Annotated in this window: 13 protein-coding genes and 2 pseudogenes; 13 read left to right on the forward strand and 2 right to left on the reverse strand. The window is 34.2% G+C overall.

Annotated elements, in window-relative coordinates:
• A pseudogene (locus tag DPQ89_RS09545) lies at nt 1–208 on the reverse strand (hypothetical protein); the annotation flags it as partial.
• A gap of 90 nt (nt 209–298) precedes the next feature.
• On the opposite strand from DPQ89_RS09545, the gene DPQ89_RS18510 reads away from it, so the two are divergent.
• The 11 genes and pseudogenes from DPQ89_RS18510 to DPQ89_RS09595 all read left to right on the forward strand — a co-directional run bounded on the left by DPQ89_RS18510 (nt 299) and on the right by DPQ89_RS09595 (nt 19,678).
• A complete protein-coding gene (locus DPQ89_RS18510; RefSeq protein ID WP_164848339.1) occupies nt 299–451 on the forward strand; it encodes a hypothetical protein in 153 nt (50 codons plus the stop codon).
• 129 nt (nt 452–580) lie between these two features.
• Nucleotides 581–766: pseudogene (locus tag DPQ89_RS18825) on the forward strand (helix-turn-helix domain-containing protein).
• Nucleotides 759–1,121, forward strand: coding sequence for a hypothetical protein (locus DPQ89_RS09555; protein WP_127716710.1), 363 nt, complete (start codon nt 759–761; stop codon nt 1,119–1,121). The pseudogene DPQ89_RS18825 and the gene DPQ89_RS09555 overlap by 8 nt, the downstream one beginning before the upstream one ends.
• A 60-nt stretch (nt 1,122–1,181) precedes the next feature.
• Complete coding sequence (locus DPQ89_RS09560) at nt 1,182–4,052, forward strand: DEAD/DEAH box helicase (protein ID WP_127716711.1); 2,871 nt, start codon at nt 1,182–1,184, stop codon at nt 4,050–4,052.
• Nucleotides 4,052–8,692: an N-6 DNA methylase gene (locus tag DPQ89_RS09565; RefSeq protein WP_127716712.1), complete on the forward strand. Its 4,641-nt coding sequence runs from the start codon at nt 4,052–4,054 to the stop codon at nt 8,690–8,692. The genes DPQ89_RS09560 and DPQ89_RS09565 overlap by 1 nt, the downstream gene beginning before the upstream one ends.
• Nucleotides 8,689–14,979: a DEAD/DEAH box helicase gene (locus tag DPQ89_RS09570; protein WP_127716713.1), complete on the forward strand. Its 6,291-nt coding sequence runs from the start codon at nt 8,689–8,691 to the stop codon at nt 14,977–14,979. The genes DPQ89_RS09565 and DPQ89_RS09570 overlap by 4 nt, the downstream gene beginning before the upstream one ends.
• Nucleotides 14,980–17,100, forward strand: coding sequence for a UvrD-helicase domain-containing protein (locus DPQ89_RS09575; protein WP_127716714.1), 2,121 nt, complete (start codon nt 14,980–14,982; stop codon nt 17,098–17,100).
• A 43-nt stretch (nt 17,101–17,143) separates the two neighbouring features.
• Nucleotides 17,144–17,554: a hypothetical protein gene (locus DPQ89_RS09580; protein ID WP_127716715.1), complete on the forward strand. Its 411-nt coding sequence runs from the start codon at nt 17,144–17,146 to the stop codon at nt 17,552–17,554.
• Between the two features lie 85 nt (nt 17,555–17,639).
• On the forward strand, nt 17,640–18,041 hold the full coding sequence (locus DPQ89_RS09585) for a hypothetical protein (RefSeq protein WP_127716716.1): 402 nt from the start codon (nt 17,640–17,642) through the stop codon (nt 18,039–18,041).
• Nucleotides 18,042–18,197: 156 nt separating this feature from the next.
• On the forward strand, nt 18,198–18,416 hold the full coding sequence (locus DPQ89_RS09590) for a helix-turn-helix domain-containing protein (protein ID WP_127716717.1): 219 nt from the start codon (nt 18,198–18,200) through the stop codon (nt 18,414–18,416).
• Nucleotides 18,416–19,678, forward strand: coding sequence for a type II toxin-antitoxin system HipA family toxin (locus DPQ89_RS09595; protein ID WP_127716718.1), 1,263 nt, complete (start codon nt 18,416–18,418; stop codon nt 19,676–19,678). Before DPQ89_RS09590 ends, DPQ89_RS09595 begins: the two co-directional genes overlap by 1 nt.
• A 621-nt stretch (nt 19,679–20,299) precedes the next feature.
• Here the strand turns inward: DPQ89_RS09595 and DPQ89_RS09600 are convergent.
• Nucleotides 20,300–20,962 carry a hypothetical protein gene (locus DPQ89_RS09600; RefSeq protein ID WP_127716719.1) on the reverse strand — a complete coding sequence of 221 codons (663 nt, stop codon included), beginning with the start codon at nt 20,960–20,962 and terminating at the stop codon, nt 20,300–20,302.
• Nucleotides 20,963–21,380: 418 nt separating this feature from the next.
• On the opposite strand from DPQ89_RS09600, the gene DPQ89_RS09605 reads away from it, so the two are divergent.
• Together DPQ89_RS09605 and DPQ89_RS09610 are read left to right on the forward strand one after the other, a co-directional pair.
• Nucleotides 21,381–22,184 carry a DnaA ATPase domain-containing protein gene (locus tag DPQ89_RS09605; protein ID WP_127716720.1) on the forward strand — a complete coding sequence of 268 codons (804 nt, stop codon included), beginning with the start codon at nt 21,381–21,383 and terminating at the stop codon, nt 22,182–22,184.
• Nucleotides 22,185–22,215: 31 nt separating this feature from the next.
• Nucleotides 22,216–22,602 carry a hypothetical protein gene (locus tag DPQ89_RS09610; RefSeq protein ID WP_127716721.1) on the forward strand — a complete coding sequence of 129 codons (387 nt, stop codon included), beginning with the start codon at nt 22,216–22,218 and terminating at the stop codon, nt 22,600–22,602.
• The last annotated feature ends 1 nt before the right edge of the window (nt 22,603 follow it).

Below are 22,603 nucleotides of genomic sequence, written 5' to 3' on the forward strand. Positions count from 1 at the left end.
AAACAGTTTTGTCTCGAATGGGAATATCTTTAATATGAACATAGACCTGATCGTGAACTTTTGTCGATTTGGTTGCACACTTTGGACAAACCTCAAATTTAGAAAACTTATATGCATCTAATTGAATAATATGGTTTGTGAGATTGCGTTTGTTAGTAAATTTTAGTTCTGGAAGTGATAGAAATTTGTTAATCTGTGATTCAAGCATTGAGTATTCTCCTGTAAAATTGTTTTGTGGTAAAAAGAATTTTATCAGATTTGAATACTCGTGCTTATCTTGATCGTTTTGGTCTTGATTATGTGCGTTCCACTGTTAACCGAGAAGACCGGTGTCGCACCTATTAAAGTTATGGCAATGGGTGGATGGGCCGACTTAAAAACAATGCAGCGTTACATTAGAAAAGCCGGTACGGAAATCAAAGGTATTACTGATAGCCTTAACCTAGGCTAAATACCGAGTAAAAGGGTCCAGGAAATGGACCTTTTTATTTAGTCATAGCTAGTCTTTACTTGTAAAGACAATTCATAAGTGTTTAAATTTACAGAAATAATTTTACTTTAATCTATTGAGGAAATCTTCATGACAGATGTAGATCGATGGCTCTCAGTTGAAGAGATTGCAAAGTATCTTGGTGTGAGCAAAGAAAGTATTTATCGGTGATTGGAATCTAAAAAGATGCCTGCTCATAAAGTAGGTAGGCAGTGGAAATTTAAGATTCAGGAAGTTGATGAATGGGTTATGAATGATGGAGCGACAAATGACTAAAAATAAAATTGAAAAGTTTAAAGATATATTACCAAAGGAGTTCTTTACTTTCTTTAGTAATGAACTTGAGAAAGCGCTTAAAGCATCAGATTGCTCTAGGTTAGAAGAGGAACTAGTCTCGTTAGAAAACACAATACCGAGAAGAAAAAATGAGAGTGAGTTTTTTGATGAGGATAAATTAAACCTCTTAATAGAACAATCTAGAACTTTTTTAAGGAATATTAATAACTATGATGACGAAACTAAGTCTTATATTCTCGCAGCAATCTCTTATTTGATTAATGAGGATGACGCCATAGAAGACTCCGATAAATATTCAGGGTTTGATGATGATTATGAAGTTATGAAGTTATGAAGGCCGTTATGGAGGCATTCAAGTTATCAGGTCCCCTGCTAGATAAGGAACTCGAGTAAGATGAAATTGCAAAGAGAGAGCATCGCTCCTGGAGCGAGAGTAGAAATTAGGGATGCTGAATGGATTATTAGAACTGTTCAACAAACATCAACAGGTGGTTATGCGTTACATTGCGTAGGGGTGTCAGAGATTGTAAATGGAAAAGAAAGCATCTTTTTATCTGACATAGAAAAACAAATCAATGTTCTAGACCCTGAAAATACTAAACTTGTCGTAGATGACTCAAGATATTTTAGGGATACGAAACTATATATTGAAAGCTTAATGAGGAATACACCTCCTGGTGATGAAAAAATCCATATTGCCCATAAGGCAGCGATAGATGTAGTTCCTTATCAGTTTGACCCAGCACAGATGGCACTTGAGCAGCCAAGGCAAAGAATCTTAATGGCCGATACTACTGGTTTGGGTAAGACCATTGAAGTAGGAATATTGTTATCAGAACTGATAAAAAGAGGAAAAGCAAAAAGAGTATTGGTTCTTGCCGTGAAAAGCATGTTGACACAATTTCAAAAGGAATTATGGTCAAGGTTTAATATCCCGCTTGTGAGGCTCGACTCTAAAGGCATTCAAAAAATTAGAAGTGATATTCCTTCGAATAGTAACCCTTTCTTTTATTACGATAAATCGATCATCCCAATAGATACTCTTAAAAGAGATCGCGAGTACAGAACTTACTTAGAACAATGTTATTGGGATGTAATTGTTATCGATGAAGCCCAACATGTTGCAACTAGGAAGAAGAAGTCTGATAGAGCAAAGCTTGCTGAGTTATTAGCAACAAGATCTGATACATTAATTTTAGCTTCTGCAACTCCACATGATGGTAGTGCAGAGTCATTTGCTAGTCTTATGAATATGTTAAACCCAACGGCTATTGCAAATCCATCAACATATGGGCCTGAGGACATTAAAGGGCTCTTCCTCAGAGCATTTAAAAAAGATATTAAGGACCAGGTGTCAGGGGATTTTCCTGAGAGACAAATCTTTAAACAAGTAATTACAGCTTCAAGTGAAGAAGAGGCACTATATGAGCAATTCACAAACTTAAAATTTAAAACAATAGATAATAAGCGTACGGGAAATCATTTATTTAAAACAGTGCTTGAGAAGTCACTTTTCTCTAGTCCTCAAGCTTGTAGTGCAACTATTAATAATAGAATTAACCGAATCAAAGAAGATTCACGATACGAGGATGATGTAAAGTTATTATCTGAGTTAGATAAGAGTGTTAGCTCAATTAAGAATAAAAGCTTCTCGAAGTACCAGGCTCTTTTAAGCACTATTAAGGAAAAATGTAAATTCGATGCAAAGGAACCTCTTTCTAGAATTGTAATATTCTCCGAAAGGGTGGATACAGTAAAGTTCTTGGTGGAAAACCTAAGAAAAGATTTAAAGCTCTCTAAAGATCAGCTTCAAAAATTAACAAGAGAAGGCATGTCTGACATTGAAATACAGAGTGTTGTCGATGAATTCGGACGTGAATCAAGTAAACTTCGTATTTTGGTTGCTAATGACTTTGCTTCAGAGGGTATAAACTTACATTTTACATGTTGTCAGCTTATTCACTTCGATATTCCCTGGTCTTTAATGACCTTCCAACAGCGTAATGGTCGTATTGATAGATATGGACAAAAAAGAGTCCCACAGATCCATTATTTATTAACTGTAAGTGAGAATGAAAAGATAAATGGTGATTTAAGGTTTCTGGAAATCCTTATCGAAAAGGATAATGAGGCTCATGAGAATATTGGTGATCCATTAAGTTTTTTAGATAAGGAATATAAAGAGGAACCAGAGGAGATTGTTTTTAACGCTATAGAAAGTAATCAGTCTGTAAGTGACTTTGAAGATATGTTTAACTCAATATCTTTGGAAGCAAATGACGTAAGAAGTAATACAGGTATAGAAGATGCACTTGCGACAGTAAACGCTTCTTATGGAAAAAGGGGGTGGTCTGTTGACTCAATGACAAGTTCTTACAGTCTTTTTGAAGATGAAATGAAATATTTTTTAACAGCCGTTGAGTATATTAACTCGGATGAAAGTTCGAAGAAGGTTAATGTGCGACTAGAGAACAATGATAAAATTGCCTACATCTCAACAAATGAAGAACTTAAGTTTCGTTATAAGTACTACCCAAAAGATATTTGGCCTGACGATAATGAATTTTGTGTTACTACAGATGAAGAACTTGTAAAGAATGAAATTGAGCATTCACGTAGTGAGGATGATACTTGGCCTAAAGTTCAATTACTCTGGGAGCAGAACCCATTAATGGAATGGCTCGGAGATAAGCTTCAATGCTCTTTTGGACGTCATGAAGCACCAATCGTTTCGCTCCCAGATTATCTAGATAAAGATGAATGTATTTTCTTAGTTAATGGAAGCTACCCTAATAAAAGAGGAGATATTGTAATATCTAAGTGGTTTGGAATTTTGCTAAATAAAGGTAAATTTCAAGACCACTTAACTATAAAAGAGGTCTTCGAGAGAATTAAAAAGATAGATCATCCAAACTCGGGGAATAGCTCTAATATTTCAAAATATCAAAACTTTCTTGATGTTGTTGTTTCTAATGCAAAAGAAATTATGAGTGAGTATAGAAAGGGGCGAGGAAAGAAGCTTGGCCCAAAATTAAAGTCGGAGCTCTTAAAATTAAAAGAATTAAAGAAGAAGCAATTGGAAGTTGTTCAAATGGAGTTTGATTTTGAAAATGGATTTGCTGAAAAGAGAAAAGCAAAAAAAGAGCAAAGAGAGAGAAAAATTCAGATTACATTTGAAGCTTATGAAAAATGGATCGAAGAAACCCTGGAAACTGAAGATAAGCCTTATATCCAGCTTGTAGCTTTGTTCAAGGGAGGAGAGTAATGGATTTAACAGGTGTTATAAATTCTAATGAGTTTTATCAAAATCACTATCTTAACTCTATAATTGAGACGGACTTAAAAGAGGTTTATAAAAAATGGACAAAGAAAGAAGAAGAAAATGTTGAATATCAATCTCCCGTTAAACTCATTGGCAGTATTGGAAAAAAATACTTTAGTAAGATTGAAGAATTTAATAATTTAAAAAGTTATGAGCAGAAAATAAAAATTCAACGTGAATTTTTCGAAGAGTTAATCAATATATTAGGGTATTCCTTTAAAGTAGATCATGTTGAAATTGGTGATCAAAAGCACGCTCCTCTTTTGTCTCAAGCTACGGACTCAAAAGGTGCGCCACTATTATGGATTATAGAATCATTAACGGACTTAAACGAAGATCCACTAGTTGTTAATGTCCAGTCTGATTTGTTTAAACCTTCAGATGTAGAATGTCTTGATACTACATATGAAAATTTGATCAATATTACTTTTTATTCAGTACCTGAACCTCCTCGGTGGATAATTCTTATGAGTTTGGGAGGAGTTACTTTATTCAACAGGGAGAAGTGGACTGAAAGAAGATATTTGAAGTTTGACTTCCAAGACATTTTTGATAGAAAAAATGTTGAAATTTATAAAATGATAGGTGCTCTTTTATCATCTGATAACCTAATTCCAAATGATGGCCAATCATTATTAGACGTACTTGACGAAAAATCCCACAAACATGCTTTCAGTGTATCTAATGATCTGAAATATAGTCTTAGAGAGGCTGTTGAGCTTTTAGGAAATGAAGTGATTTTTTATTTAAGGGAAGTTCGTAGAGAGAAAGTCTATGGTGTTGAATTAGCACAAAACTTAACGAGCGAGTGTTTAAGATATTTGTATAGACTACTATTTTGTTTCTATGTTGAATCCCGACCACAACTAGGGATATCACAAATGAAAAGTGATGCATATCGAAAAGGGTATAGTCTTGATTCATTAAGAGATTTAGAAATGATACCTTTGGTATCTCAGGACAGTGTAAATGGGTATTATTTGCACGAATCTTTAAATACTTTATTTAATATATATTATCAGGGGATCGGAAATCGGAGCTTAGAAGGTGATTATGAAAAGCTATCATTGCACCTTGAATTTACTGAAAAGAAAATGTTTAATACTTTTGAAATCCCATCTCTGAAAAGTCACCTTTTTAATGATTCAAAAATCCCTTTGATCTCAAAGGTAAAGTTAAGAAATGGAGTGTTGCAAAAAGTAATCCAATTGCTTTCTTTGTCTAGGCCAGGATCTACTAAAAAAAAGAGAGGAAGGATTAGTTACTCAGACTTAGGCATAAATCAATTAGGTGCTGTTTATGAAGGCCTACTCTCTTATAACGGTTTTTTTGCAGAAGAAGATCTTTATGAGGTGAAGATTGCGGGGAGTGATTACAACATATTAGATGAGGCTTTTTTTGTTAATAAAGATCAATTGGAGAAATATTCTGAGGATGAAAGGGTATTTGAAGCTAATAAGCTCAAAAAATTCGATAAAGGAACTTTTATATATAGACTTTCTGGTAGTGCTCGACAAAACTCTGCAAGCTATTACACACCTGAAGTTTTAACTAATACATTAGTGAAATATACTTTGAGGGATTATCTAAAAAATAAGACTTCTGAGGAGATACTCTCAACTACTGTTTGTGAACCAGCTATGGGGAGTGGAGCATTTCTGAATGAAGCAATTAGTCAGCTTGCCACAGGATATTTAAAGAAGAAGCAAGAAGAGACTGCTAAGGTTATTTCCCTAGATATTTATGAAGAAGAACTACAGAAAGTAAAAAGTTATATTTCATCTAATAATATTTACGGTGTAGATTTAAACCCTGTAGCTGTAGAACTTGCTGAGGTCTCTCTTTGGCTAAACTCTATTTACAAAGATTCTTCAGTACCATGGTTTGGATCTAGATTGAGGTGTGGAAATAGTTTATTTGGAGTAACTCTGAGTAAATATGATAAATCCGTATTAATTGAAAAAAGTAAGAAGAAGCAGTGGTATAACTTAAAACCAAATCAGGTAGAAAAGAACTTTGAGCTTCTAAACGAAGGAATACTTCATTTCTTAGTACCTAGTTCTTTTATGATAAATTATTCGGATAAAGTTATTAAATCTTTAGCTAAAGAAGATCTAGCACTCTTGGCCAAGACTAGAAAAGAATGGTTAACACCATTTTCAAATGAAGAAATTGAAGATTTGGAGCTTATTACATCTAAAGTGAAAGAGCTGTTTATTGATGTGGCTACCAATATGAAAGCAATTTCTGAAGAAAATAAATTACGGCTTAATGTTTGGGAAAGTGGTATCGAAAGCTTAATGAATTCCGATCCTATGACCAAAGAGGATGGAGTCGTTCGAAAGTTGTACACAACTTTATCAGGTAAATTATCATCCTATCATAAACTTAAAGTCATTTGCGATTTATGGTGTAGCTTTTTTTGCTGGCCTATAAAACATGCAAACCGACTACCTAGTCGCAAAGAACATATCGATTTATTAAAGTATGTAGTTTTTGAGGACAGTGTTAAACAAAAGCATACATTAATTAGCCTTAAAGAAACTTGTACTCCAAATATCATTGATTTCAGTTCTGTGAAAGACGACTTTGTTGAATTAATAAAAATTTCACAAGAAGTGGCATCCAATAACAAGTTCTTCCATTGGCCACTTGAATTTGCTGACCAGATCATTTTAAATGGTGGTTTTAACCTAATTCTTGGGAATCCCCCTTGGGTCAAAGCAGATTGGAAAGAGTCGAGCGTTTTGGCTGACTATGACCCAGGTATTGTTGTAAAAAAGATGTCTTCAAGTGAACTAAAAAAAATAAGAGAAAAGTTTTTTGAGAATAATGAGCTTAAAAAGGAGTACTTTTTTAGGTTTGAAATGAAATCAGGTTTAAAAAACTTCTTAAATAGTGAGATATATTTTGATCTAAAAGGGCAGAAGGCTAATTTGTATAAATGTTTTCTTCCGTTGTCTTGGAGAATGTTGACAGAAGATGGTTACTCCTCTTTTGTACACCCTGACGGAGTTTATGATGATCCAAAAGGAGGACCTCTTAGGGAACGTTTGTATAAAAAACTTAAGTTTCATTTCCAGTTTAGAAATGAGTTGAATTTGTTTGAAGGAACTAATGACCATGGTCGACTGATATTTAGTTTAAATGTTTACTCAGAGAGTCGAGAAGAAGATTATTTTGTTCATATTTCAAATTTGTTTCACCCAAATACTATTGATGAGAGCTTTAATCATAACGGCGATGGTGATGCTCCTGGAATAAAAGAAGGGGGTAAGTGGAGCACTAGAGGTCATAGTAATCGAATTATCAGGGTCACGGAAAATGAATTAAAGTTGTTTTCGCAAATGTTAGATGGTGCTCCGTCAGTATGCGGTAGATTGCCGGTTCTTCATTCCTCCTCCCTTAGTCAGGTACTGTTAAAGTTTAATCAATCAAATAGAAAGCTTATGGACATTTCAGAAGAATGTTTTGCTACTCAAATGTGGAATGAAGTTACAAGTCAGGATGACGGAAGCATAGAGAAAATTACGGATTTCCAAAGTATTGATTCATTTGTAATGTCTGGACCTCATTTCTATGTTGGAAATCCATTAAATAAAACCCCTCGAAGAGTTTGTACTGCAAATATGCATTATGATGTACTTGATTTGATGGATCTTGAGGATAATTACTTGCCTCGGTCTAATTTTAAAATGACTGATTCCCCAGAGGTGATTTCCCGTATCCCTAGATTATCTTGGGCAAATAAGCCTGTTCATTCAGAGTATCGTCATGTTAACCGTGAAATGATTGGTCCAGCAGCAGAAAGAACATTGATTTCGGCTATTATTCCTCCCGGGCTAACTTTTATAAACACATGTATATCATTGAACTTTAGAAATAAAGAAGAACTTCTAGATTTCCATTCTTTGACTCTCTCTCTGCCATTTGATTTTAGGGTTAAAAGTACTGGTATGGGGCACGCAAATATTAGTCTTCTTGAGCAATTGCCTTTGTTGGGTTCTAAAACGTTTCAAAAGCAGTTGCATTTGCGTAGTCTGCTTTTGAATTGTGTGAACTCATATTATGATGATTTGTGGACCTCGTCTTTTTGCAAAGAGTTCCTTTCAGATAGCTTTACGAAAGAGCATGAGTTGCTGTGTTTGGATTTTGGGGGGTTATCACCAAAAAAGAGAACGTTTTTGAAAAGTCCTTTTTCTAGAAGACAGGCATTAGTAGAGATTGATGTGTTAGCTGCAATGTCTTTGGGGATGAGCCTTTCAGAGTTAAAAGAAATATATAGAATACAATTTCCAACTTTAGTCCAAAATGAGAATGAAACCTGGTATGACTTTGAAGGGAAAATAGTGTTTACGGTTAATAAGGGGCTTATTGGAGTAGGGGTTAGCCGTAAGGAATGGAACGATATTGTTTCTAACAAGCTTGAAGAGTACTCTATTGAAAAAGAAATAGATGTTACTCCAGGTGAGCCATCTTTGAAAAAGATTACGTACAAAGCTCCCTTTGTAAAGTGTGATAGAGAAGAGGATTATGAGATTGCTTGGAATGCTTTTTCTAATATTTCTGGGGATTTATTATGATTCCAACACTGTTATCTTCCCAGGTTGAGCGTGGAGTAAAAGAATTTCTTGAGTCTTCATTTCAGATAACCAATGAAGCGTTTCATCCTTTAGTCAGAAATTTTGTAGCACAAGATGAAAATGTATTTAAGGGCCCATATGTTTCTTTAAAACTTCCATTTAAAAAAGGTATAAATAAGGAGTTATATTTCCAAAATATTCTTAGCACTCCATTTTATCCGTATTTACACCAAGAAAAAGCATTTAATCGCCTAGTCGGTGACAAACCTAAGTCAACAGTCGTAGCAACTGGTACTGGCTCAGGTAAAACTAAATGTTTTATGCTTCCTGTTTTAGACTATTGTTTTCGAAATCGAGATAAACAGGGCATAAAGGCCATTTTAGTTTATCCGATGAATGCTTTGGCAACAGATCAAGCCAAAGAATTAGCAAAACTTATATCTAGTAATGAATCATTGAAAAATAGAGTAACTGCAGGTGTTTTTGTGGGTGGGAAAAATGAGACGCCTAACAAGTTTATGAAAGATGATGAGCTTATTACTGATAAGGAAACTTTACGTAAAAGCCCCCCAGATATACTTATAACCAATTACAAAATGCTTGATATGCTTATGTTAAGGTCAAAAGATTATCCTATCTGGAGGCATAATGAGTCGGATACTCTAAGATATTTAGTTGTAGATGAGTTGCATACTTTTGATGGTGCTCAAGGATCGGATTTGGCATGTCTCATAAGACGCTTGAAATCAAGACTTAATATTTCGAGAGGCGATCTTTGCTGTGTTGGGACCTCAGCGACACTCGGAAGCGGGGAAGAGTCAAAAAATGAGTTGATTAGGTTCTCTAAGGAAATATTTGGAGAAGATTTTGATTCTGACTCGATTATCGGTGAATCTGTTCAATCAAGAATTGAATTTTTTAACGAAGTAGATTTAAACAATGATTTAAAGATACCAGCTATTAACGAACATGATCTATTGGTAGCTGAGGATGAAATAGGTTTTGCTAAATTACACTATAGAAAGTGGTTTAAAGATGAATTAGATACAGAAAATAAAGATTGGCCGCTTTTACTTTCTAAGTCTATTAAGAGTCACCCTTTGCTTAATGATATTTTAGCTGCTTTAAATGGGAAGACATTAGGTTATAAAGAACTAATTAGGCTCCTAGAGGAAAGCTTTAGTTATACAAAATTGGAAAGTCCTCAAAATATCTTAAGTAGTTTTTTAGGCCTAGTATCGCTAGCTAAAGTTGACATTGGGGAGTGCAGAGCACCATTTTTACATACTAGAGTACAGTCATGGATGAGAGAGCTTAGAAGAATGGTAGCAAGCGTAGACACTAAGCCTCAATTAAAGTTTTCAGATGATCTAACTGGAAATGACCTGAAAAGACATTTGCCGGTAGTGTGTTGTAATGACTGTGGATATACAGGGTGGGGGGCAACAAAAGAAAAGAATTCAAGTGTGTTAGAGCCAGGATTAAGTAACTTTTATCAGAAGTATTTTGCAAATAGTACTCAGGCGATTTTCATTTTCCCGTGGGAGGAGAGGTTCTCTAACAATGAAGAGTTACTACCTTGTTATCTACATAAAGAAAGTCTTTCTTTATACGACGGTATTCCTGAGGATGTTGAAAATTACGTGAGAGTTTATCCTTATCAAAAATTAGGAAAAAGAAAAGGTGGCGCAAATTTTTTAAGAAAAGATTGTCCTGTTTGCAACTCAAAAGAGTCATTAATTATTCTTGGAGCGAGAGCCGCAACATTAACAAGTTCACTTATTAGCCAAGTTTTTTCTTCCTCATATAATACAGATAAAAAGCTATTAACATTTTCTGATTCAGTACAGGATGCTTCTCATAGAGCATCTTACTTTGAGGCTAAAACATACAGACAGAGTTTGTTAATGGCTATCCAGCAATATGTAGATAATCATGGTGCAGATCTATGCTTAGATGAGCTCGATGCTAATTTTTCTCAAAAATGGATTGAGAAAAACGGAATTGATAACTATATCGCTACTTTTTTACCTGCGGACCTTTTTTGGTTAAAAGAATATTCTAATTTTAAAAAGTTAGTTCATAAGAAAGATGATATTGATACATTATTAAGAATTGTAAAAAAAAGAGTCTCTTTTGAAATAAATTGTGAATATGGTTTGAAGGCCAGGATTGGAGACTCTCTTGAGAAAGCAGGGGCATCTGTAGCTTACATTGATAGAAGTAAACTAGATGACTTTGTTAGTAAGTATTTAATAAAATATAATAATGAACTTGGTGGATTTAGAGATATTTCAAAAGACAAGTTTTATGCATTTCTCTTAATTTTTCTTAAAAAGATGCTTGTAAGTGGTGCGGTTGAACACGAGGATTGGTTTCCTTATATAGAAAATAAGGGCAATCCATATTTACTTGGTCGAAAAGAGCATACGAAATCATTCGGGCCATCGTCGAAGCTTCCTTCATTTTTAACGAATACAAAAATTGATAAGTTTAACTTGGTACTTCCAACATCGAAAAATGGACGAACTTGGTGTACTGAGAGATTTTTTCAACATCTTTCTACTACAACTTCAGCAGTAGATTTCTACAATTTATTTATAAATGATCTCGTAGCTGAAGAAATTTTGTTCCAAGTAGAAATAAATCAAATAAAGGTCTGGGGAATAAAGTCTTCAGTTGTGAAAGTAACAGCTGAGGTTAGTTCGCATAAGTGTGAAGAGTGTGGGCATAAAATATCACTTCCAAGTTTAGACGATTCTATTGAATTAACATGTCTTCAATTGGATTGTAGTGGAACTTACGGAAAATTTAACGAACAAACGTCTTTTTATAAGAAACTTTATAAAAATGGACAGGTTCAAAGAGTCTTTGCCGCTGAACATACAGGATTATTAGAAAGAGATGCTAGGGAGTCACTTGAAAAACGATTCATGAATCGTAAGTCTTTAACTGATGAAAACTTGTTGTCTTGTACTCCAACATTAGAGATGGGGATAAATATTGGAGACCTCTCCAATGTAGTGCTTTGTTCAATTCCACCAAGGCAGGCTAATTTTATCCAGAGGGTAGGACGTGCAGGGAGGACAACTGGGAGTGCATACGTTGCAACTATTGCGAATGCTAAGCCGCATGATTTATTTTTTTATGATGAGCCAGAACTCATGAGTAATGGAGCTGTAAGGTCTCCAGGTATATTTCTAGATGCTCCAGAGGTTTTAAAGAGACAGTATATAGCTTTTGTTGTTGATTCATGGGTAAATGATAATAACGGTGAAACCGGGATTCCGCTTAAGTTGAACAGTGTTTTATCTAGCTTTGAAGCGAGAAGTGAAAATAAGTTTCCGTATAATTTCATCGCATATCACAAAGAACATCGTGATCAATTATTGGAGAAGTTCTTCAATGTATTTGATAGAGAAGTACGAGATTCTTCTAAGCAATACATAAAAGAGTTTGTTGTCGGTGGAGATGAGAGCTCTGATAGTATTGGTAGTCTTATTATTGATGGCGTAGAGGGCATAAAAAAGGAATTAGACGGTTACCTTAAAAAAGTTCGTTCAATTACCCAAAAGATTAAATCAATTAAAGAGGCAAAGGATAAAGATAAAAACTATCTAGATCAAATAAAAGATTTAGAGAGTGAAAAGAAGATTTATAATGAGTTGGCAAATACGATAAAAAAGAAGTTGATGTTAAATCATTTAACAGATGAGGGACTTCTTCCAAACTATGCATTTCCCGAGCAAGGAGTCGTTCTAAAATCTATTATTTTTAGAGTCGTGTCAAAGGGAGACGGTGAGAGAAGTTTAGAGACAGATGTCTTTGAGTATGAACGTGCTGCAGCAACTGGTATTTATGAGCTTGCTCCACACTCCAAATTCTATGCAAACTCCAGAGTTGTTACAGTTAACCAAGTTAATATGTCGACAGCAACTAAAGAAGAATGGCTATTTTGTGATACGTGTGACCATATGGAGATTTATAATCCCTCAGATCCTGTGTCATCTTGTCCTGTTTGTGGAAGCACTGGTATTAGAGACAAAGCTCAAGTTAAAACTTTAATAAAAATGAGACAAATGATTGCGACTGCTAGCGATAAAGATGCGCGAGCTCTTGATAAATCTGAGGATAGATCATCAGCGTTCTATAGTACAAATCTATTTGTTGATATTGATAGTAAAGATGTTCAAAAAAGTTACAAAGTTTCCGACGAAAAGATTCCATTTGGCTATGAATTTGTAAGCAAGGTAGCTCTTAGGGAAGTTAATTTCGGTTCTCAGGGTTCTGGTGATGAACTAATTAAAATTGGCAATAAAGATTACCCAGTTAAAGGTTTCATACTATGTTCATCATGTGGAAGAGTCGCGGATGATTCTGGTGAAATCAATCATACAAAATCTTGCACTGCTAGAAATAAAGAAAAATCAGCAGTAGAAGGAGTCTATCTTTACAGAGATTTTGTTTCAGAAGGGATCAAAATATTACTACCAGTAGCTTCCTTTGATATTACTAAGTCTGAACAGCAAACATCTGTTGTGCAATCATTCAGTGCAGGACTCTTTCTAGGGTTGCGTGAAAAGTTCAAGGGAGATCCTGGGCATCTAAAAATCACATTATTTGATGAGCCCGATAAATTAAACCCTAATACGAGAAGATGGTACCTTCTTCTTTACGATGGAATTCCAGGCGGTACTGGTTATTTAAAAGACTTGATGAAAAGTCCTCAGGAACTCATGGATGTTTTAGAGTTATCTTTAGAGAGATTAAAATCATGTTCTTGTAATAAAGAGGAGAGTAAAGATGGCTGCTATAGATGTTTGTATGCCTATAGAGAAAGATTTAATAAGTTAAATACATCTAGAAATTTAGCAATAGAAATATTGAGTCAAATACTGACTCATAGAACAGGAATTGAAGAAATAGAAACGATTGACACGATTTCGTTAAACACTCTTATTGAATCAGAACTTGAAAGAAGTTTTGTTGAGGTAATGGCAGATTCTATTAGAAGAAATAATGGAAGTTTCGAAAAGGGAATTGTTAATGGTAAAAATGGGTGGATTGCTAAGATAAATGATTTCTCTTACGAAGTAGAACCTCAAGTAGAAATTGGATGGAACGAGGGAATAGATAGTCATATGAGGGCTGATTTTGTCATGTGGCCAAAACCTTTAAACAAAGAAAATCAAAGGAAAGTGGGGGCTCAAAAATTACAGCCAATTGTTATCTTTGTTGATGGGTTTGATTTTCATCCTGGAGGTCCTGGAAAACACTCAAGGGTAGGAAAAGACTTTGAGCAACGTATGGCCTTAATTGACACTGATTCAAGCATTAGTTTAAGTAAAGACTCTTCTTATATTGTATGGTCCCTAAGTTATGACGATGTGACTGATTTCAAAAATGGAATAACTCAGGCTGTCGGATTAAGTAATACAAATGATTATAATAAAATTTTGAAGGTTTATGCTTCAAAGATTCCTTCTCTTAAAAAGTTTCAGCCATACCATAATGAAAATTCCTTTTCTATATTAATGGAGTTTCTTGCAAATCCAAATTTGAACTTATGGAGAGCATTTTGCCATATAACAGCTTTGTCATTTTTCCCGAATGACATATTTACGAATGAAAAAGAAGTTGAAGATTTTAAGGATACACTTAAAAGAAATGAAATTGGTGAAGATGATATATCACCATCACCTGTAGACGATGGAAGTTATAAAGTATCATATAATGATTTTCATGGAGAGTTAGATCAACCAATACTAAGAATCTTTTTAAATGCGAATAAAAGTGAGATCACTTCTTTGGGGAAAATTGAAACTATTGTTAGGCTCTATGATGATCTTGAATTTAAGAATGAACCTTCATTTAAAAAATATTGGGAAGCATTTTTAAAGCTACATAATATATTTCAATTTGGAAGAAACCTTCAATTCTTTTCAAGTACGTCTGAATTAAGAAAAGCAACATCAATCCAAATTGCAGAGCCTTTTGTTGATGACTCGATTAATGATTTTCTAGACCTAGTTAAGATTACACTTAGACCAGTGGTTCAAGATGTTTATACAAGAATAGGAAAACTGCCAGAATGTCCTTTAGAGTTACTGGGCCAGTCAGGAGAAGTTATTGGACAGGGCGAAATCGGTTGGAAGGAAAGTAAAATAGTCGTTCTAACTGATGAAGACATGGTTGATTTAGAAAAGTTTAAAGATGCCGAATGGACAGTCTTTACAGAGTTTGAAGCAAACTCTGAGCAAATAATTAAAAAACTAAGTGAGAAATAAATGGAAAACATTAAGATAGCGATATCAGATGACTTTTTTACAGCATACTCCAAACTACCACAGGGGATACAGAAAAGAACTCGAGAGTTTATGGATAAGTTTCGATTTAACCCTAAGTCTCCAGGATTGAATTATGAAGTTATCAGAAATACAGCTTGTAAAGATTTGAGGTCTGTTAGGATTAATCAAGAGTATAGAGCTATCGTACTTGAACCGAGTGAAGGAAGTGTTTATTTATTACTTTGGGTTGATAAGCATGATGATGCTTATTCTTGGGCAATGAAAAAGAATATCCTTGTTAATTCATACACTGGAACTATTCAAATTTTAGATACAGAAGAGATAGAAAGGCTTACGCCCAAAAAGGAAGAGAAAGAGAAAAGGGATGACTTGTTCTCAGGGCTGAAAGACAAGCAATTATTACGCCTTGGTGTTCCGGAACCCCTTGTACCCGCAATACGAGCAATAAAGACAGAGTCTGAGCTCGATACATTAATACCTCATTTACCCTCAGACGTTTCAGAAGTTTTATATTTACTAGCATCTGGTTACTCTGAAGAAGAAGTCCACTTAGAGTTGTTATCACAAAATGACGATGTTGATACTGAAGATTACTCGGCAGCACTGGATGTTGGTGCGACGCGAAAGAAATTTTATGTTGTGGAGGATGAATCAGAGTTGTTAAGCATGTTGAATGCTCCAATGGATAAGTGGAGAGTGTTTCTCCATCCATACCAAAGAAAGCTAGTTGAAATGAATGCTTCAGGCCCTGTTAGAGTTCTTGGCGGAGCTGGAACAGGTAAAACTGTTGTTGCAATACATAGAGCTAAGCATTTGGCCGAAAATATCTTTAAGGATGAAAAACAAAAAATTCTCTTTACGACATTTACTAGGAATTTAGCAGCAGATATTGAAAATAACCTTAGAAAAATTGCAAGTGCAGATGTGTGTAAAAAAATTGAAGTTGTTAGTGTTGATCAATGGGTTATGAACTTTTTAAAGAGAGAAGGATATAAGTTTAAACTTGTTTTTGATAACTCAAAGGAATGGAATGAAGCCTGGCAATGTGCTTTAAACGTTAAGGACCCTGAGTTAAACCTTTCCGATCAATTTTTTAAGGATGAGTGGAAGCATATCATTCAAGCTAAAGATATAAAATCTTTTAATGAATACAGTAGAGTTCGAAGAATCGGCCGAGGGCAGAAAGTAGACAGAGCTACAAGAAAATTGGTTTGGGAAGTTTTTGAAGAGTACCGTGCAATCCTGGATGATAAGGGTTTGAAAGAAGTAAATGATTGTATCAACGACTCCTGTAACTTACTGTCTTCCAAGGGAGATGTTTTACCGTATGCAGCTGTAATAGTTGATGAAGCCCAAGATATGAATGAACCAATGTTTAAGCTCGTTCGAGCAATATCTGGAGCTGAAGATAGAAGAAACAATATATTTATCGTAGGAGATGGACATCAAAAAATTTATAGCAATAAAGTTGTTTTAAGTCATTGTGGTATAAACATTAAGGGCCGTTCTAAGAAATTGAAGATTAACTATAGAACTACAGATGAAATTCGAAAATGGTCTGTATCACTCTTAGAGGATCGTAAAATTGATGATCTCGATGGGGGAGAGGACAATAATAGAGGCTATAAATCACTTATGTTTGGCTCTAACCCCACTATCGAAAAATTTCCGACATATGATGATGAAATTTATTATATAGCTAAATATATCAACGAGCTGCTAACTAGTGGTGTAACTCCTGATAAGATATGCCTAGTAGCACGTACAAATAGTATTGTGGAAGACTATAAGTTGTTTTTGGCTGACCAAGGACTTGAGATACATCAAATCCAAAGAAGAAGTTCTGAGGACTCCAAAGAAAGAGGAGTTAGGGTTGCTACTATTCACAGAGTTAAAGGTCTAGAGTTTGAGCATGTCATTATTTCTTCTGTTAATGACGGAGTAATACCTTTAGAGTTCTCTGAAGACGAAGCCGATACTCCGTTTGACTTAGTCGAAAATGAAACTACTGAGCGTTCCTTGTTATACGTTGCTGCAACTCGAGCAAAGAAGAGTGTACTGATTACTAGTTACGGGAATCCAAGTAAGTTTTTGAGCTAGCAATGACGTTCAAATTAAGGAATTAGAGGGAATTGATTTAATAATGAGTGATGTTAAAGAGTATCAAATCTTTCTAAAAGGCGAAGATAAAACTAATTGTGTTAGTCGATTCGAAAAAATAGGCAGTAAGTACAAAATAGTTTTTAACAGTGGCAAGGCATTTACTTACAATGCGAGAAACGTTCAGATAGTCGAGTCTGTTTTAAAACAAGAAAAACCCAGAGATGTTTTTGACTACTTAAGTAAAGTAGCGAACAAGGTCGGTTTAAAAGCTAAAGTAGGTGATGGGAAAGAAATAAACATACTTTCTCATAATCTTTCTAAGTTAGGATTTATTGATAAAGACAGCTTACTGGGACACTTTTTATCCAAGAGTGGCCCGAATATTAAATCTCAATTGCTGAACCCGAAAGAACCCCAAAAAACCAAAAAAACACTAAAACATATCAATTAATCGTGGAAAAACCGAGAATTCGGAAGCCGAGTGACGAATTTTCGTCAGTATAAGACCATTAAAATTAACAAAGAAGGAGGACCCTATGGCGTATAGGAAGTACGATCCTATGGTTAAAAAGATGATCATTGAAAGTGGAAATCGAAATTTGTTTCCTGACTTGAATATACCGAGAACGACAATTAATTATTGGCTCAAAGAAAGTAAGGAGAGAGTGACGGTAGAAAGCGATTCTGCATATGAGCGTAGAGTTCAAAAGTTAAAAGAAGAGAACTTTGAACTAAAGGCAAAGAATTTACTACTAAAAAAAATATTTCATAAGTTTTTGGAAGAACTTGAAGTTCATAATTTAAAAGGTAAAGAGAAGAGGAGACAGGCCATTGAGCTGATAGAGTCCTTTCGCGATTTTCTAATTTTAAAACGCTATTTGCTAGGCGAAAAGCTGAACATCGCGGCAGCATTAACTGTAAGAGGAGCTTTTTGTTAAATGAGAGGGTTTATAATTAATCTCATTCTCAGTGTGGAGAGAATTAGATATTCTTAACTTAATATGTACGAAAATTCTCTCTTTAGTGAGAATTTAATGCTTTAAAGCTAAGTTTGTGTTATAATTCTCTTTGTAGTGAGAACATAGGAGAGTCGTTTGAAAGTCGAAATTCGAGATGAGATTAGCTTAGCAAAGGCCTTAAAAGAGAGAAGAAAAGAGTTAGGGGTTACTCAAAAAGATGTGGCCAAGCTTTGTAACTTATCTCATAACGGCATTAGTCGTATTGAGGTTGCCGATTCTGATATTAAATTATCAACACTTCTTAAAATGAGTAAACTTCTTGGTTTCAAAGTAATTTTAGAGATGGAAGACTAATGAAGAATTTAAATGTCTTTTTCGAAGGCCAGCTCGTTGGTGTATTTTCCCAAGATGAAGAACTTCTTCATTCGTTTAAATATGATGAAAAGTGGAGAGAGTCTGAAGCTTCTTTTCCAATTTCAATTTCAATGCCCTTAAGTGAAGAGACTTTTGGAAATAAGATAACACTTTCATTCTTTGAAAACCTCCTACCGGAAGGTGAGGTGAGAAAGCACCTTGAAAAGTGGCATAAATCCAAGGGAGTATTCAATACTCTTTTGAAGCATGGAGAGGACTGCGCTGGAGCACTTGTTATTACGGGTGAAGAAAATCCTCCCATTTTAGAAACGAATGTTTCTAACGTCGAAGTAAGATATGAAGATTTATATAAAGCAATCGATGAAAGTAAGAGTGCTGTGGACCTCATTGCAGAAATGAAGCCAGGCTACCTTTCTGTTGCCGGTGCTCAGGATAAGTTTCCTTGTATTCTTGAAAATGGAAAAATCTACTTACCAAAAAGTGGGATGCCGACGACTCATATTGTGAAAACACCAATCATGGTAAAGGGTGTAAAAGAGTCTGTTTATAATGAATACTTCTGTATGAAACTAGCTGCCAAAATTGGCATGAATGTTCCTGAGGTTCAAATTATCGAAGGGGAGTATCCTCTCTTTGTGATTAAAAGATATGATCGCTACCTTGATAGTGATCAGGTGAAGCGACTTCATCAACAGGACTTCTGCCAAGCCATTGGTATAACGAGTGATGAAAAGTATGAAGCTGAAGGTGGGCCGGACTTAGTAACAGTTTATAAGCTGATGCTTGAGAACGTAACAGCGAGAAAAAGAATTGAAAGTTCATTTCGATTTATTGATTGGATTTGCTTTAATTTATTAATTGGAAATAATGATAGTCATGCAAAAAATCTTTCATTTCTTATGACCGATAAGAAGCATGATCTTTCTCCATTTTATGATTTAATTTCAACTGCAATTTATCCTAATATTTCAAAGTCATTTTCATTTAAAGTGGGCGGTGCATTTGCATTTGAAAAAATGGGAAAGAAGAGACTTGCATTAGAGGAGAGCTTACTCGGTATCAAAGAGGGTACGATTGCAGAGAGAATGAGTCTTGTTTATAAGAATATTTTAGCTGTTCAAGATGAGCTGATTGAAGAAATTAGTTTGAACTTTCCCGAAGTGAAGATTCACAAAAGAATAAGGGAACTTATTTTAAAGCGTGCGAAGTTCTTTATTAAGGCGGGGATCATTGTTAAGTGAGGAAGAAGTTAAGAATGTTTCAATGGTTTATTAAACTACGGTAATAATTCTAAGAATGAACCCATATCTTAAGAGTAATTGAAGTTAATAGACTTAAAGAAGAAATTTATTTTTATTGCCTACACAATTTAGTAATTATAAAAGAAATCAGACCAAGCAATACAACTTGTAAGGGGAGTACTCGGTAAACAGTGGAGAAGCAATCAAACTATCGATCTAGAAATAATATAAAGCATTCTAAAAATCTAATTTTTTTTCATTAGTAATCTAACTATCGGTTTTCTTATTCAATATTTTAGCAATTAAATATAGCTCACTAGGCAACATTAAAAAATGAGGTCCAAAAACTATATTTAAAGATTTGATCTATCTACAATCGTAGATCAATCTAAGCCTATAGTTTCAAAATTTCTATAACCGAGAAGTACCCATGAAAGTTGTTAAAGTTAGTATAATGTTATTACAATGGATTTTAAGTTTAAGAAATGATATTCTCTAAAAGAAGAAGCCTCAGAGCAAGTCGTAGATAGAATTAGCATTGATAGCTTCATGTGACTTGACCTCCCTTTCTCGACTCTTAAAGAAAAAAATATTTTTTAAATTGTTATATTTATACTACTCCTAGCAGGATTGTTTTATATCCTTTTTGGCAAGTAACTTATCTTCAATGTGAGAGAATGTCTCTTTAAGTTTCTGTCGTTCATTTTCGTTATTACGTCCATAAACAGAGTTGTAAGATGAACCCGTTGCATTGTAGGGCGGAAGTACTCCATATTTCAACAAGTGTCCTGATAGAATACTTTTTTCTAATGAAGAAATTTCTCTCTTATAGTCAGGAATCTTATTCTTTAGGTAGTCTAGAGGTATCATTATTAAAAAGGCTTTGTTACCTGTAAACGTTGGAGCATTCAGCTTGTTTATGCAGTCATGAATAAGAATGTCTCTAAAATACTGATCACTTTCTTCGCTCTTGTCTTTAATTTTACGTGCAAACTCGCATTCCTGATCTTTAGAAATATCAAAATCTAAAACCCAATACAATGAACTATGGTCAAATCCATATTGAGTTTTCTTATGGTATGATTTTTTTTGAAATTTCTTAAGATTATGCCTATTTGCAAAGCTATTAATTGTTTTTCCTACATATAAGATTCCTAGCTCATCTTCTCCATATAACTTTGATATTGTAGTAAAAGAGCATAGAATATAGATGCCAATTTGATTCTCTATTCGTCTATTTGGCCAAAAATATAGCTCAACTTCGCTTAGGTAGTTATTTTTCATTTTTACTCCGATACAAATGAAGAACTATTGCTAGCAATATTATTGACTTCGATGATTAGACTTATCGTCGAATAATAGAAATCACTTTAATTTATTAGTCATTGAGAAATTTTCATAAAAATCCGCATTTTAACAGGACATAGTGACAATCTTTGTCAATTTATTCTGTTAATCTAATTTGTATAGACTTGCAAAATATGATTAAGAATTAGACTAGAGAAGTAGTTTACTTAGTTATAGTACAACTCTTAACAAGCTAGAATGAAGATCAGCTATCATTTTATGTGGTTATTTTCTTATAAACAATTTTCCAAAGTTTTCATGTTTTTTTTATTTTTTTTCCTTATTTATTTTCTTGTGACTAAAAATGTCACGTACTATTTATATGTTTGGTTTACTAATAAATTAGGAGTAAGTAATGGAGTATATTAGTACAAATCTCAATAAAGCTGCATATGAAATTATCAAAAGTTTTCTTAATAATTCTGCTAACAAGTATTCTCATACCCTTACAGTTTATGGTGAATCGGGGAGTGGAAAGTCCTATCTATTAAATGATTTAGTGGAGAAACTCTCGAGAAAAATAAATATCAAGAATATCACGGCAATGAAATTGGTCCGTGAGTACATCAAGGCCTACAAAGCAAATATTGTCGAAGATTTGAAAGATACATTTGTTAATGAGTATGATTGTATCGTAATTGATGATACCGAGTATTTAAAAAGAAAGCCAGGAGCTCAAGAGTTTTTAGTTGATCTAGTAGGAAGTGCATCACTTCTTGGTATCCGAATTATTTTTATCACATCTACTTTAGATGAGGGATGGTCTGATCCGAAGTTTTTCAATATCATTAGAGCTTCAACAAAAGTAAAGGTAAGTTCTCCAGATAAAAAGGAAAGAAAAGAGCTTCTGTTGGCTCATCTTGGAGACAATGCAAGTGAGCTGAAAGTTAAGGCTCTAAGTACAATGAGTGAGAGGAAGGTTGCTCTAAGCTCACTTATAGGTACTATTAAGTCGATGAAGAATAAAAGCGATGAGGAATTTTATAAATTATTTATCGATGAATATTGTATCGACGGAAAGTATGATGATAATTTGGGTCATTATACTAGTGAAGATATTCGTAGGCTTTTAACTAGAGTTAAATCTATAACGTATAAGGAAAAAAAATCAACTGACGAAGATTTTCTAGATAGGGTGTCTTCAATTGAGTTCTTTTAACTATGAACTACTTAATGAATGAAAGAAAGAAATGAATGAAGCCAATAGTTCTATTCAAAATAAGGCCAATAATTTAAGTTTCACAAAGAAAATGTTTATTTCTCTTATGTCAATAATTGGCGGCTATGCACTAATCATGGTCGTAGGATTACCTTTTGTCTGGCTCTTCAGTCCACTTCCTGATTCGTATAAATTTATACCTCATGAAAACTTAATATATTCGAAGCTTGGAAATATATTCTTTATTCAGGCTGTTCTGATGACGATATTTTTAACTTCGGTTTTTCTTATTGGAGATCAATTAGAGATTAGCTACGAGGAAATCTTAAAAGAGGTTCCTGTCTTTGAATTAACTTCTTTTTCTATAATAGTATTTATCATGGATATCATTAGCTTGATAGAAGTATTCAATCGTTGAT

Origin of the sequence: Halobacteriovorax sp. HLS, assembly GCF_004006665.1 — a bacterium.
Classification (GTDB): domain Bacteria; phylum Bdellovibrionota; class Bacteriovoracia; order Bacteriovoracales; family Bacteriovoracaceae; genus Halobacteriovorax.

What these genes read in the sequence shown, in the direction of transcription:
- DPQ89_RS18510 (WP_164848339.1), top strand. Translation starts at nt 299, where the DNA reads ATGTGCGTTCCACTGTTAACCGAGAAGACCGGTGTCGCACCTATTAAA.
- DPQ89_RS09555 (WP_127716710.1), top strand. Translation starts at nt 759, where the DNA reads ATGACTAAAAATAAAATTGAAAAGTTTAAAGATATATTACCAAAGGAG.
- DPQ89_RS09560 (WP_127716711.1), top strand. Translation starts at nt 1,182, where the DNA reads ATGAAATTGCAAAGAGAGAGCATCGCTCCTGGAGCGAGAGTAGAAATT.
- DPQ89_RS09565 (WP_127716712.1), top strand. Translation starts at nt 4,052, where the DNA reads ATGGATTTAACAGGTGTTATAAATTCTAATGAGTTTTATCAAAATCAC.
- DPQ89_RS09570 (WP_127716713.1), top strand. Translation starts at nt 8,689, where the DNA reads ATGATTCCAACACTGTTATCTTCCCAGGTTGAGCGTGGAGTAAAAGAA.
- DPQ89_RS09575 (WP_127716714.1), top strand. Translation starts at nt 14,980, where the DNA reads ATGGAAAACATTAAGATAGCGATATCAGATGACTTTTTTACAGCATAC.
- DPQ89_RS09580 (WP_127716715.1), top strand. Translation starts at nt 17,144, where the DNA reads ATGAGTGATGTTAAAGAGTATCAAATCTTTCTAAAAGGCGAAGATAAA.
- DPQ89_RS09585 (WP_127716716.1), top strand. Translation starts at nt 17,640, where the DNA reads ATGGCGTATAGGAAGTACGATCCTATGGTTAAAAAGATGATCATTGAA.
- DPQ89_RS09595 (WP_127716718.1), top strand. Translation starts at nt 18,416, where the DNA reads ATGAAGAATTTAAATGTCTTTTTCGAAGGCCAGCTCGTTGGTGTATTT.
- DPQ89_RS09600 (WP_127716719.1), bottom strand. Translation starts at nt 20,962, where the DNA reads ATGAAAAATAACTACCTAAGCGAAGTTGAGCTATATTTTTGGCCAAAT.
- DPQ89_RS09605 (WP_127716720.1), top strand. Translation starts at nt 21,381, where the DNA reads ATGGAGTATATTAGTACAAATCTCAATAAAGCTGCATATGAAATTATC.
- DPQ89_RS09610 (WP_127716721.1), top strand. Translation starts at nt 22,216, where the DNA reads ATGAATGAAGCCAATAGTTCTATTCAAAATAAGGCCAATAATTTAAGT.